The following is a 14,264-nucleotide window of genomic DNA, read 5'->3' as shown; positions in this document are numbered from 1 at the left end:
CCATGAAGTCAATTAAGAAATTTTCTTGTTAGTATTATTTATAACAGAATTCAACTCGGCAGCATGAGATGGCCTGTTTTTATCAACTATACTTTTTACAGTCTCAGTTGCATTTTTTGCCAATCTTCCTATTTCTTCATAGTTAAGTAAGATTTTCTCAATTGCTTTTTTGATACTCTCGACAGATTTAGGCTTGATCTCAATACAATTATTATTATCAATCATTATACTAGGAATACCTCCAACGAAGGTTGTAATAATTGGAACTCCAAAAATCATTGATTCATATAGAGTTCTTGGAAAACCTTCATGGTATGTTGGTAAAACAAACAAATCTGCTTTTAAATAAAATTTTTTAAGCTGATCTAAATCTGTAATGCCATCATGAAAAATAACAGATTCACCAAGATTCAAAGTCGTATAAAAATTTTTAATTTCATCCTCATCGGGTCCATCTCCCACTATATCAAAAATAAAATTATTGACACCACTTTCTCTTAGTTGTTTTATTGCTTCTAAAAGCTCAATTAAACCTTTTTGCTTATCTAATCTTCCAAGATATAACAATTTATAGATATTCTTTTTACTGTAATTTCGATTATACACAATATCATCAGAATCAAATGATATTCCTGGTTTTTGAGTAATTCCTTTCCCGCCTGTATCATTTACAATTTTTGTAAATTCAGGAGAAACAGTAAAAACTGTATAGGAATGTTTATACAAAAATTTAGAAAGTTTACTGGTAATACCCATTTGACCACGTACATTTAGCCCATATTTTTTTCTAAATAGGATGGAAAATAAGGCTAGAAAATGATAATTGGTCGGATAATATATATATATAAAATCACTTCGTAGTACTTTATAAATACCTATAAAGTAAACATACAAATACGTTATGACTTTACTCGAAAATCTTTTATAAGCAGAAACTTTTATAAATGTACCGGTAAGATTGAAATCATGGAACTTGTCATTGTTTACAATTTTAGTCTGAAACATTTCAACTTTATTGCCATTTTCTATTAACTCATTAGCAAATTCACCAATAGCCCGAAAAGTATACAACCCATCATTCTTTTGATAAAATACATTATTAACTATCAGTAGTATTTTCACGATTTAATATCAGTTTTATTGTAATGCAATAATTTTTTTCTTCTAAAAAAAGATTCTAAAACAATTATGTTCCAAATCTTTTCCGGATGATCTCTATAACCTGTCTGATGTTCAAACCAAATTTTATTTACGATTTTTTTATCCCAAAATTCTGACTGTTCAGGAATTAATTCAATAATTTTTTCAGCCCAAGATTTAAGATCATTTCTCAGCCAATATGACATAGGCACAGAAAAACCTTGTTTAGGTCTTTCAATAATTTCTTTTGGCACGTATTTATACAAAATATCTCTAGCAATACGCTTGGTAGTATGATTTTCATATAAAAATTTTTGAGGTAATGTGATCAAGAACTCCAATACTCTATGATCTAAAAAGGGAGCTCTGGTCTCTAAACTAACAGCCATCGCCGCCCTATCTACTTTTACGAGAATATCATTTGGCAAATAACTTAAGGCATCAAAATGACCGACATTTTCAAATGAATATGCGTTTTTTTCTTTAAGAATATTTGAGTCTTTTAATATTTCATTGTTTAGAGGCAAACTACTATTCCAAAACTTATTGTGCCAATTTAAATGCACATCTCCAAGATTTTTAAACTTTCTAAATAATCCTGAAATATAAGATAATGTCTCAACTTTTCTAAAAACATTTGATGCTCCAAGCCCTAAAAAACTAAGAATATTTAAAGATATTTTATCTATTTTTAGATATGAGATAATTGCAGTTTTTTTGTATTTCTGGTAGATTTGGTGATCAATATATCCATACAAAAATTCGTCAGCTCCATCACCGCTCAACGCAACTGTTACTTGTTTTTTTGCTAATTCTGAAACAAAAAAAGTAGGGATTTGAGAACTATCTGCGAAAGGTTCATCCCAAAAATCTATAATTTCATCAATTCGGCTAATAATTTCATTCGTATCCAATTCTTTTGATAAATGAATCGTTTTGAGACAATCTGCGACTTTTTTTGCATGTACCGATTCATTTTGTCCTGGCTCAGGCATTGCAATTGTATATGTATGCAAATCACTTTTTACATATTCCTTTAATATTGAACAAACTAAAGATGAATCAACGCCACCTGATAAAAATGCTCCTAAAGGCACATCAGATATCGATTGATCTTTTACTGCTTGTATTAATAAATTTTCTAATAAAACTTTTGCCTCTTCGTAAGTACCTTTATATTTATTACCTTCAGACTCTACAATTTTATCTACAAGTGACCAATATATGATAGGCTCTGGTAAGTTTTTGTTGATAATATTCAAAAGATCAAACTCTAAAATTGTACCAGGAACAACTTTATAAATATTATTATATATTGAAAAATTTTTAGGGACATAACTTCTAATCAAAAAACCTATTGCAGCATCTACATTTAGTTTTTTTTCAAAATTTGAATGCACTTCAAATGCCTTTAGTTCAGAAGCAAAAATAAATTGTTCTCCTTGAAAACCATAATACAAAGGCTTTTCTCCTATTCGGTCTCGAATTAAAAAAAGCTTTTGAAGCTTATTATCCCATAAAGCAATAGCAAACATTCCTACTAATTTCTCAACACATTTTTGCAAGCCAAAAACTTCAAATCCAGCCAAAAGAACTTCTGTATCTGAAGTTCCCTTCCAAATTATGTCTGGAACAAGGCTTTCAATTTCTCTCTTAATTTCTAAAAAATTATATATCTCACCATTATATATTATAGTGTAACGTCTACTTTGACTATGCATTGGTTGATCTCCGGCACTTGAAACATCGATTATTGATAATCTTACATGACCAAAATTTAGAGAATATTGAGAATTAATATCCGAAGAATAAAAATCAAAATGATCAGGCCCTCTATGATTTAATACATTTTTCATGACTATTAAATCTTCCTTACTATTATTATATTTTTTCCCTACAAACCCGAAAATTCCACACATAAATTTATTAAGTATTTTAAAAAATGATTTTCAATTCTAATTCTTTAATCCTTTTATTTATCTCTTAGTCCTAAAGTTAATTTACAAAAGCAACTTTTGGTTTTATTAATTTTAAATTATTATCTAAATATCCTTTATTAATATTCAAAATACAACTCAAAACGAAGAAAGGAAAGCTATAATGAAATATAAAAGGTTCTTTTATTTCGATAATAAAAACAATAATAACTAATAAATACAAAATTTTTTGTTTTCTAGAATCATAATACTTTTGAAATTTATTACGGTAAATTAAATATATAGTAAAGATTAAGAAAGAAATATAGAACAAAATTGATAGTAGCAAACCTAAAGAATAATAAGTTTGCACATAACCCGAATCATGACCTGATGCATTTTCACGACCAGTTATGTCTCTAACCCTTCCCGTTCCGATAATAGTTTCAAAAGAGAGAGGGGGAACAGGCATTTCGTTTAAAGCATCTGTCGTTTCGTTATCTTTCACTTTAAAGGAACTCTCAATCCAATCAATAAATATGTCGGATCTGAACCCTTCAACTCCGGATGTTAAATTTTCAATCAGACTAGTGTAATTAATTTGGAATGCTAAAAATATAAGCATCAAAATAACTACAACATTCCTTAATTTCACCTTTAACGAAAGGACATAAACCAAAATTGCAATAAAAGAAATAAGCATACCTGTTCTACCTATAAAAAATATTGAGATTAATATAATTAATATAGAAATCCAAATTAAAAACCTTTTAATAAAATTCAATTTATTAAACTTAAGCAAACTCACCAATGAAATGACTCCTGTACTTTGAATCACAGAAAAACTTGCTCCTCCAACAGAAGCAAATCCCATAGCTCGAAGAACATTAGTCTCATCAAAGTTAGATGACGAAAGAATAAGATTATTAAAGACACTTTTTACGGCTGGCATGAGAAAAGAAAATATTGTCAATATAGCTTGTATCAAAACAGCCGCACCAATCAAACAAAAAAACTCATTATAGCTTTTTATATAATCTTTAAATAAAAATGAGGCGATAACCGCATATAAGGTAAACCACATAATTCTTGATGATTGTGTGAAATCTCCTGAATAAAAAAATTGCAAAAGAGAAAAGAGAAAAATACTGAAAAGAATCAATAAATAATAAATGCAATAAATTGACAGCTTGTCTTTTCTAAAAAAAGAAAGAATAACAATACAAAAGAAAGCTATTCTCGAAGTTGTTAAACTAGGAAGAAATTTAAAATTTATATCAAACAATATTGCAAATACAAACAATAATTTCAAAAAAACATAAAACCTTTTTTTCATGCTCTAATTAAAAAAGATTGTGCATTTTTTAAATATTTTTTTAAATAACCTAATTTAAGACGCAAAACTAAATAATTAAGGTATAAAGAATGAGGAAGCATAATTTCTTCCGCTAGTCTAGAATACATATATATATAACCTGAACGCATTTTTGCAATTTGTTCTGCTGATTGAGTTATACCTCCTTCATTTCTTCGATAGCAAGCCATTTTTTCATCCAAATATTTAGTTTTGCCATGAGATGCTAACAAAATCTCTAATGGCAAATCCCCAGATATTGAATTTGATAACCACTCTGGAAGACCATCCTTAAAATAACCATTACGAAATAATAAACTACAAGTGGCGATGTAATGTTTTTTTATAATGTCACCAAGCAGTAAAACATTACTACTTGGTACGTCATAACAATAATAATCGCCTTCTCTTGCCATGGTAATTTCAACAGAATGGAAACACATTGAGAAATTCAAATTTGCTTCCATAAAATCTACCTGTTTCTGTAATTTTAAAGCGTCCGTCCAATAGTCATCTCCTTCACACAATGCAGTATATTTACCTTTTGCCATATTCAACGCAAAGATAAAATTAGGCATCATCCCAATATTATTATTATGCCTTACATACTTTATTATATTTCCTTTGGGATGATTTTTAATTATATTTTTAACTAATTCATCCGTTTTATCAGGTGAACAGTCATTTGCAAGTATTAGTTCTATTGGAAAATTACATTCTTGAATTAAAACGCCGTTTATTGCTTCTTCGATATATTTTTCATGACCATATGTAATCATTACTACAGAAACTACAACCTGTTCCATTTTTAAAATTTTATATTACTTCTTAAGATTTTTGCAGGAACTCCAGCTACAACACAATTATCTGGAACATTTTTATTTACAACTGCGCCTGCACCCACTATTACATTTTTACCAATTCTTATATCTGGCAATATAATAGCACCAGAACCAATATGTGAAAAATCACCAACCTCTACTCTTCCTAGTAAAATGGCACTAGGAGAGATTTCAACAAAATTGCCCACCTTACAATCATGTGTTATTATTACATTATAGTATAAAATACAGCCAATTCCAATTTTAACTGAATTAGAGATAATAACATTAGCCAATATATTTGTTCCTTCTCCTATATTTATATCATAACTTCCTATCTTAGCATCAGAGCTTATCGTACTAGTATATTCTCCTCCTAATGCTATAAATTTTTGAAGTAATTTATGTCGTAACAAAGGATTCCCAATACCTATTGTGAATTTTTTAGATTTGCTTTCAAAAAAACACCTTGCATCATTTTCATTCTTTATTATTAAAAATTTATCAAATAAAAAACCTTTCACCTCATCATTTATGTCGTCATAAAATGCTGTGTTTTTTAAATCATTTTCATGAATTACCTCCAAAACTTCTTTAGCAAAGCCTTTTGCTCCAATTATTAACATAAATTAGCATTAATGATTGTGCAAATTTTATTCAAATCATTTTCTTTCATTCCGTATGCCAAAGGCAAGCATAATACTCTTGATGCTATGCTTTCTGATTCAGGCATACTAGACCCTTTTGTATATTCTATAGTGTTTAAAGAAGGATAAAAATATCTTCTTGGAAATATTTCTTGTTCATTTAGAGCTTTTTGAACTTTGATCAAAATTTCTTCTGATTCAAAAATTACAGGGAAATAGCTATAATTCCAAGTTATATTTTCTCTCAATTTCATTCCTCGTAACTTAGAAAAATCTAAATTATGATTGTAAAACTCCACTATCTTTCTTCTACTTTCAATAATCCCATCCATATATGGCAGAACCGATAATCCCATAGCTGCTTGTAATTCTGATATTTTTCCATTTATTCCTAAGCCATGAAAATCTAATGCCCCATTGTGACCAAAATTGTGGCTATAAAACATTTTTTTTCTCAAATTTTCATCTTTACAAAACAAAGCTCCCCCTTCACCAGTGTGAAATAACTTCGTTGCATGGAAGCTACAAGAACTAATATCTCCAAACTCAAATAATGTTTGTCCGTTATAGGTAACCCCAAAGCAATGTGCAGCATCATAAATTACTTTAAGGTCATACTTTTCAGCAATGCCTTTTATACGTTCTACATTACATGGATTGCCAAACACGTGAGTTGCTAAAATTGCAGTTGTTTTTGATGTTATAGATGCCTCAATTTTATCTTCATCTATAGTTAAATATTCTGGATTAATATCTACAAATACTGGAGTACAGTTTTCCCAGACAATAGCCGCAGAAGTGGCTACGTAACTAAAAGGAGTTGTAATTATTTCTCCTTTTCTACCAAGAATCTTCAAAGCTATTTGTAACGGTATTGTACCGTTATTCATAATAATTATATTAGAAACGCCGAGATATTCCTTAACCTTTTCTTCTAGCTCTTGTAATAATTCTCCCCTGTTTGTTAACCATTCATTCTTCCAAATTCTTTTCAATTGATTATGATACTCTTCCTGAGGAGGAAAAAAGGTTTTTGTTACGTTTATCATTTGTTTAATTGTACTAAGATAAGTTGTTTAATATAGATATAGGGCGCCAATTTAATCTTCTCACTTAAAAAAATAAAAACTGCAAAGCTCACTATAAATGAAAGTAAAATCTTTAAAATTAAATTTTGTGGACTAGCTAATATTTGAAAGATATAAATTGTACTCATTGACAATACAACAATTCCCATTGTTGGCAGAAGATCAAGCAACTGTTTATCGGTAGAATAATTTAAAAATTTCCCGCTATAATGCGCATTTATAAGTAATGCCAAAATAGAATTAATTGCACTACTCCAAACTAACCCCATAACTCCAAAATTAAAGCAAATCCCCACTATAAAGAGAAGCATTACCTTTTTTATGAGTTCCAATTTTAAAAACAAATCGCTTCTTCCAAAAACATTAAGAACATTTATATTTAACGAATGAATAGGATAAAAAACAAAGCAAAGGCTTAAAACTTGAAACAACGGTACAATAGGTAGCCATTTTTCACCAAGGACTAAACTTATAAATTCGTGTGCCATAATTGCTCCAAAAGCTAAAGCAAATGCTGATATTAAAAATGCAACTTGCATTATAATCTTATATGCACTTTGTAGCCTTACTTTATCATCTTTTATTAAAGTTAAAGAAGGTAGAGAAACTTTTAAAATGATACCAGATAAAATAGAAATAGGATAATTATTGAATGTATAGGCCCGTTCATAAAAACCTAAGGTTTGTACATTATAAAATTTTCCAATAATTATATTATAAATATTCTCAAATATCGTATTTAATTGTGCAGAAAGAACTAATTTATATCCAAATTTGAAATGACTTTTATAGTTAGAATAATCAAATTCAAATATAGGTTTCCATTTTATAAAAATCCAAAAGGTAATAGTTGAAATAAGTTGATTAATTAAAAATAAGGCTACTAAACTCCAAATGCCATATCCTGCATATCCCATCCAAACAGCTATTAGTACACTTGTAATGTTACCTGGTAGACCAAGAAGAGTCAATTTCTTAAAATTCATCTCTTTCATCAATTTCACATTATGTATACTTCTGAAACTATTAATTATAAATCCTAAACAATACCATCGTATAATATCACTTAAAATATCTTGTGAATAAAAAGTAGCTATAAATGGAGCAGCAAAAAATAAAATAAAGTACACCAATAAACTCATCAAGATATTAGTAATAAAAACTGTTGAGTAATCAATATCAGAAACATTATTTGAACGCAACAATGAAGTGGACATCCCACTATCAATAAGAGTATTTCCTATAGCTACAAATAGCATTATCATTCCTAGTAAACCAAATTCTTTAGGACCAAGAATACCTGCAAGAATAATAGTAGCTATAAAATAGGCTCCTCTGTTAATTAAGATATCTATGAAAGTCCATGCTACACCGTTGATCGATTGTTTTTTTAAATCCAAGTTTTAATATTTACAATTTTCCATCAACATTCATCTTAACAATTCCTTTTACATCATATAAAATACTTTTTTCATTCTGCAATAAAGAAAGATCCATTTCCAAAAACGATTTATGTGCTACACCTAAAACTATTGCCGAAAATTTTTGATTTGGAATATTTCGAGTTGTATGAATTTTATATTCATGCATTACTTCATCTGGATTGGCTAATGGATCATAAATAGTAATTTGAATTCCATACTCACTCAATGATCTAACAACGTCAACAATCTTTGTATTTCGAACATCGGGGCAATTTTCTTTAAAAGTTACCCCTAGCATTAATAAACTAGCTCCATTAACGGTTATCCCTTTCTTTATCATCAACTTAACTACCTGAGAAGCTACATATTCCCCCATACTATCATTTAACCTTCTCCCGGCTAAAATAATTTCCGGATGGTATCCAAACTCTTGAGCTCTTTGAGCCAAATAGTAAGGATCAACCCCAATGCAATGACCTCCAACCAAACCAGGCTTAAATGGTAAGAAATTCCATTTGGTACCAGCAGCTTCAAGTACTGCTTGTGTATCAATATCCATTAAATTAAATATCTTAGCCAACTCGTTAACAAAAGCTATATTAATATCTCGTTGCGAATTTTCGATCACCTTTGCTGCTTCTGCGACTTTTATAGTTGGTGCTAAATGAGTTCCTGCGGTAATAACACTTTTGTACAAATCATTAACCGCAATACCTATTTCCGGCGTAGATCCGGCAGTAACTTTTAGTATCTTATCGACAGTATGCTCTTTATCACCTGGATTAATCCTTTCAGGAGAATATCCCACAAAAAAATCAGTATTAAATTTTAAACCAGACACTCTTTCAAGAACAGGAACACATTCTTCTTCAGTCACACCGGGATACACAGTAGATTCATAGACAACAATATCATTGTTCTTCAATACTGCCCCAACAGTTTCACTAGCTCTATAAAGTGGCGTCAAATCAGGTCTATTATTTTTATCAACTGGTGTTGGAACTGTAATAATAAATATGTTGCATTCCTTCAGATTAGATAAATTATCTGTACAATAAAGACCAATTTTGTCGGAATAACTGCTCTTTAAAACACTCTTCAAAACTTCTTCATCTACTTCTAGTGTACTATCATAGCCTTCATTTAGTTCTAAAATTCTATTTTTATTAATATCAAATCCAACAGTGCAATACTTTGTGGCAAATAATCTAGCTAAAGGAAGTCCTACATAACCTAGGCCAATAATCGCGATTTTATTCATTTTCAACTATCTAATTATAAAATTTTATTCCTTTTTTTACTGATTGGTTTGCTCCTTCAACTTCAAATTATTATAATACCAATCTACAGCTTCTTTTAACCCATCTTGAATAGAAAATTGGGGATTATAATTTAATAATCTTTTAGCTTTATCAATACTTGCTAATGAATGAGGTATATCTCCGGCTCTATTCGGTCCATAAACTACTTTTACATCAGCAATTTTAGAATCATAAACACTTAAATATTTTTTAAGTAAATCAACTAATTGCTTTAAAGTAGTTCTATCTCCAAATGCTGTATTATAAACTGTATTAATAGCTTCCGCATTCGTTGTCAGCATAGCTAATTCATTCATTTGAATCACATTATCTATATATGTAAAATCTCTAGAATAATTTCCATCTCCATTGATGACAGGGCTTTCATATTCCATAAATTGCATAACAAATTTTGGAATCACAGCTGCATATGCCCCACTAGGATCCTGTTTTCTCCCAAAAACATTAAAATATCTTAATCCGATTGTTTCTAATCCATATGTTTTACTAAAGATATCCGCATACAATTCATTTACATACTTTGTAATTGCATAAGGGGACAAGGGTTTTCCAATTTTATCTTCTACTTTTGGAAGAGCTTCTGAATCTCCATAAGTTGATGAACTTGCTGCGTAAACAAAGCGCTTAACTTTTGCATCACGAGAAGCAATAAGCATATTTAAAAAACCACTTATATTCACATCGTTACTAGTTATAGGATCCTTAATTGATCTAGGAACAGATCCTAATGCAGCTTGATGTAAAACGAAATCAACATTTTGCACTGCTTTTTTACAATCATCAAAATTTCTTATATCACCTTCAATCAAAGTATAATTTGAGTTTCCTAAAAAGGATACAATATTATGTCTATGGCCAGTTGCAAAGTTATCTAAACAAACCACTTCATAACTTTTATTCAAAAAATATTCGGACAAATTAGATCCTATGAATCCAGCGCCCCCCGTAATTAGTATTTTCATTTTAGTATATTTTTTATTATTCTTATAGCCACTAAATAGATAATAATCAAAAATCCAAAAAGAATACTTCCGATAATAATTGCTTTAATTTTTCCAACTTTTTCCTTATGCAAAGGTAAAATAGGCTTATCAATAACTTGAATTAAAGGTGTCTCTTTACGTAAAGTAACTTTTGCAAGTTCTGCTTGTTTAACTAATTCTGTTAATATCGCTGTATTTGCTTGAACATCTACTTGTCTTCTTGCCGAAGGAGCGCGTCGCACATTTAATGCAGGATTAAGATTAAAAGTATTGTCATTTGCTAATGCAACACCCGTTATAGCACCATTAAGTTCACTTCTAATAGAATCTACCTGATGTTCCAGAATTTCCATATTTATTCTGGCCTTTTTACTTTTAGTATTTACATAAAATTTGCCAACTTGTTTTGCAAGAGCTTCACAAAAATAAAAAGAGAACAATTCATTTTTTGACACTACATCCATAGTTATGATTGAAATTTTTTTATCTTTTTGTGCAACAGATAAAGATGTTTTTGATAAACTTTGATATATATTACCTAAAATACTATCATGAACACGCGTAAAATTTTTGTGATCTGTATTAGGTAAAAACTGCAAATCTTTAAGTTTTGGATTATTTTTCCATTTATCTCTCCATTCATTATTTTGAATGTACATTTCAGCTAAAGAGATTACTTTCCCATCTATTGTTACTGGGGTCATAAGAGTCTTCTCTATCATTGTACGAGATTTAAATAATTCAGCCAAATTGGAACCTGAAAATATTCCTCCTCCTCCTCCTCCAATATCTAGACCAAACGAACTAGCTAATCCAAGTGCTCCTCCAAGACCTCCTCCAGATTTTTCATCTTCGATGGCAAATGTTAAAGTTGCTGTATAAGTAGGTTTCTTTAGAAACGCATAGGCAAAGCCTAAAACAGCACCAATTATTCCTGCTAATAAAATAATTTTCCATTTTATCAATAAGTATCCATACCATTCTTTTGCTTTCTGAAATAGTTCCTTTACAGACATTTCATCCATTTCAACTGACATTTTATTCTCCATTTAGTATTTTATTTAAAAGCTGTAACAATCAATAATGCTAAACTAGAAACTACACTTCCAATACCAACCCATTCACCAGCAGTCATTTTCTTTCTTTCTGGCTTCTCGGGAACTACTATCTGAGAATCTGGTTCAACTTTTGGATAAGATTTAAAAAATAAAAATGAAGTTGTTACCGCAGCTTTCCCATTTGGATAGATTATATATGCTTTTTTCTTCCAACCTTTACTATCTATACCTCCTACAGAATTAATATAATATTTAAATCCTTTTCCGCTTCTATAAGGAATTTCAGATGTTAATAAAACATTTCCTGTTACTTTCACCCCTTCATTATATACTGCAACTTCGATTTCATCACCAGGAAATAATGTAACGTTAGAGTAGTGATTTTTATCTTTTACTATTTTTTCCCAATTAACTGGAATAGTAGTATATTTTAATTCATCTCTAAGTTTTTTAGACAATTTAGATTTAAGTGTATCATTTTCCTTCAAATTAGATCCTTCTTCTGAAGTAGTTTTCTTGTCCAGATTAAGATTGATACTTTCTAATTGCTCTATTTGCTCTTCTTTAATTGGCCTTTTTATCTTCATACCATCCAAATTAGCAATAGATGTTAGTCCACCAGCTCTCATTACAACATTATAAACCCTTTCCTTTTTATTAGCTAATACATATTTTCCTGGATAAGTTACTGCACCACTTACTTTAACCATTTCTGGTTTTTCATAAACTGCCATACGGCGAATATTAATGACATCAAAAGGTTTTAGAACAAAATTCTTGACTTGTTCATTATTATCTGCGGTTATTTCCAGCTCTACTACTTCTACACGTTTAGGATCAGCATCATCAATGGCATCAGATTTAATCATTCTTGCAATTTCAACTCGTTTTGAAGCAGAACCTGTTAATCCACCTACTTGAACAACTAAGTCATTTAATGTGAGATTCTCAAAGTATTCATATTCACCCGGATTTTTTACTTCGCCGTCAATTGTAACCTTATATTCTTCTCTAAACTCTAAAATAGAATATACTGTAACTATATCTTCTCTTTTTAATTCAATATCTGCATTTAAATCACCTGACAAAGCAGCGCCTAAGTCTACGTTTACAATTTCTGTAGTCAAATCTGTTTTTAACCGGATAATTCTTGCTCGCTTACTATATGCATCTTCTTTTAATCCTTCTGCTCTCGTAACAAGATCGGAAACTCTCATTCCTTCTGAAAAAGAATAATAATCTGGTCTAAAAACAGCCCCCTCAATCTTAATACGATTTTCAAATCGATTTAGAATCTTAGTAACTCTAAAAACATCTCCTGATTGTGGCTGATAAGTATTATATTCACTTTCATTTATATCGTGTACCTTAAATTCTTTTCCTGTTTTTTGCAATACATTTACTGATGCCGTATAAGCAAACTCATTAAAACCAGATGCAAATTTTAATAAATCAGCAAATTTTTCTCCCTTTTTCATCTCAAAAATTCCTGGTCTCTTCACTTCGCCCTCCACAGTTACTCTTTGGCTATAAGCTGGAATTCTAATTACATCATTTTCTTTTAAGGCAACATTATCAGATTGATCTCCCTTAACTAAAAATCTATAAATATCAATATTTTTATAAACCTTATTATTTCTTATCAATTCAATATTTCTATAACTGCCATTCTTTCCAGGGCCACCAGCTAAATGCAACGCATTATAAACGGTTGCTAAAGACGAAATTGAATAGTTCCCTGGCTGTTTGCCTCCAACAATTGTTACTTTTATAGTACGTATTTTTCCTAAACTGATACTGACCTGAGATTGTCCAGAACGAACAGTGCTATAAACTCTAGCAACAGCAGCTTTTATTTTTTGCGTAGCTGCTTCGATAGACATTCCTGAAACCGAAATTTGTCCAACGTAGTCAATACTTATTTTTCCTTCAACACTTACTGGCACATTGGCATTATATTCTTGAATACCATAAACACTTACTTGTAGTTCATCACCAGGACCAAGAACATAATTCATAGGAGTAGCCAAATTCAAATCTGGCTCAAAATTTAAAGTAGGATTATCAAATAGCTCAGATCCAAAAATTAATGCATTTAAAGAATCTTTTACTTTCTCATTTTTTATCTCACTTTGTTTCCTTCCAAACTCTGAAGTTTTCTCACCTGTTTTTGATTTACTATCATTGTTTTTATCTTTAGCGCCATCCTTAGTTTTCTTCTTTTCATACTCATTAAGTTTAACTCGAAGTTTATTAAACTCTGTTTGACTCATACCTTTTGATAATGCCATCGATTCAACTTGATCAATCGTTGCATTATTGCTTTTTAGCTGCGCACTTATTTTTGCTAAATCATCATCAGATAGATAATCAACTTGAATAGTGCTTAAATCTTTTGATCTCATTATGTCTTGTGCATGCACATTTATGGAGTTCATCAGAACAAAAAACAAAGTAAGAACGTATGCTAATTTTTTCATATTAGTTTAAAAAATTAAAATTTTAAAATAC

At 30.0% G+C, this 14,264-nt stretch carries 11 protein-coding genes; all 11 read right to left on the bottom strand.

All coding sequences use genetic code 11. From position 1 onward, the window contains the following. Window positions 1–12: 12 nt before the first annotated feature. On the bottom strand, window positions 13–1,122 hold the full coding sequence (locus tag AC3E9W_RS11880; protein WP_488768493.1) for a glycosyltransferase: 1,110 nt from the start codon (window positions 1,120–1,122) through the stop codon (window positions 13–15). Further along, the gene (gene asnB, locus AC3E9W_RS11875; protein ID WP_488768492.1) at window positions 1,119–3,059 is read right to left on the bottom strand and encodes an asparagine synthase (glutamine-hydrolyzing); all 1,941 of its coding nucleotides are present in this window, start codon (window positions 3,057–3,059) and stop codon (window positions 1,119–1,121) included. Before asnB ends, AC3E9W_RS11880 begins: the two co-directional genes overlap by 4 nt. A 76-nt stretch (window positions 3,060–3,135) precedes the next feature. Further along, window positions 3,136–4,140, bottom strand: coding sequence for a hypothetical protein (locus tag AC3E9W_RS11870; RefSeq protein ID WP_488768491.1), 1,005 nt, complete (start codon window positions 4,138–4,140; stop codon window positions 3,136–3,138). 248 nt (window positions 4,141–4,388) lie between these two features. Then, window positions 4,389–5,216, bottom strand: a complete 828-nt coding sequence (locus AC3E9W_RS11865; protein WP_488768490.1) for a glycosyltransferase family 2 protein — start codon at window positions 5,214–5,216, stop codon at window positions 4,389–4,391. A gap of 2 nt (window positions 5,217–5,218) precedes the next feature. Further along, window positions 5,219–5,857, bottom strand: coding sequence for an acetyltransferase (locus AC3E9W_RS11860; protein WP_488768489.1), 639 nt, complete (start codon window positions 5,855–5,857; stop codon window positions 5,219–5,221). Further along, window positions 5,851–6,927 carry a DegT/DnrJ/EryC1/StrS family aminotransferase gene (locus AC3E9W_RS11855; protein WP_488768488.1) on the bottom strand — a complete coding sequence of 359 codons (1,077 nt, stop codon included), beginning with the start codon at window positions 6,925–6,927 and terminating at the stop codon, window positions 5,851–5,853. The genes AC3E9W_RS11860 and AC3E9W_RS11855 overlap by 7 nt, the downstream gene beginning before the upstream one ends. After that, complete coding sequence (locus AC3E9W_RS11850) at window positions 6,924–8,366, bottom strand: lipopolysaccharide biosynthesis protein (RefSeq protein ID WP_488768487.1); 1,443 nt, start codon at window positions 8,364–8,366, stop codon at window positions 6,924–6,926. The genes AC3E9W_RS11855 and AC3E9W_RS11850 overlap by 4 nt, the downstream gene beginning before the upstream one ends. A gap of 10 nt (window positions 8,367–8,376) precedes the next feature. After that, window positions 8,377–9,651 (bottom strand): nucleotide sugar dehydrogenase, encoded by a 1,275-nt coding sequence (locus AC3E9W_RS11845; RefSeq protein ID WP_488768486.1) that lies wholly within the window; start codon window positions 9,649–9,651, stop codon window positions 8,377–8,379. Window positions 9,652–9,687: 36 nt separating this feature from the next. Next, on the bottom strand, window positions 9,688–10,674 hold the full coding sequence (locus tag AC3E9W_RS11840) for an SDR family oxidoreductase (RefSeq protein WP_488768485.1): 987 nt from the start codon (window positions 10,672–10,674) through the stop codon (window positions 9,688–9,690). After that, window positions 10,671–11,744 (bottom strand): Wzz/FepE/Etk N-terminal domain-containing protein, encoded by a 1,074-nt coding sequence (locus tag AC3E9W_RS11835; protein ID WP_488768484.1) that lies wholly within the window; start codon window positions 11,742–11,744, stop codon window positions 10,671–10,673. The genes AC3E9W_RS11840 and AC3E9W_RS11835 overlap by 4 nt, the downstream gene beginning before the upstream one ends. A gap of 8 nt (window positions 11,745–11,752) precedes the next feature. After that, the gene (locus tag AC3E9W_RS11830; RefSeq protein WP_488768483.1) at window positions 11,753–14,233 is read right to left on the bottom strand and encodes an SLBB domain-containing protein; all 2,481 of its coding nucleotides are present in this window, start codon (window positions 14,231–14,233) and stop codon (window positions 11,753–11,755) included. Window positions 14,234–14,264: the final 31 nt, after the last annotated feature.

The sequence above is a fragment of the Flavobacterium sp. 38 genome (genome assembly GCF_057799715.1).
This window is presented reverse-complemented; position numbering and strand designations above follow the sequence as displayed.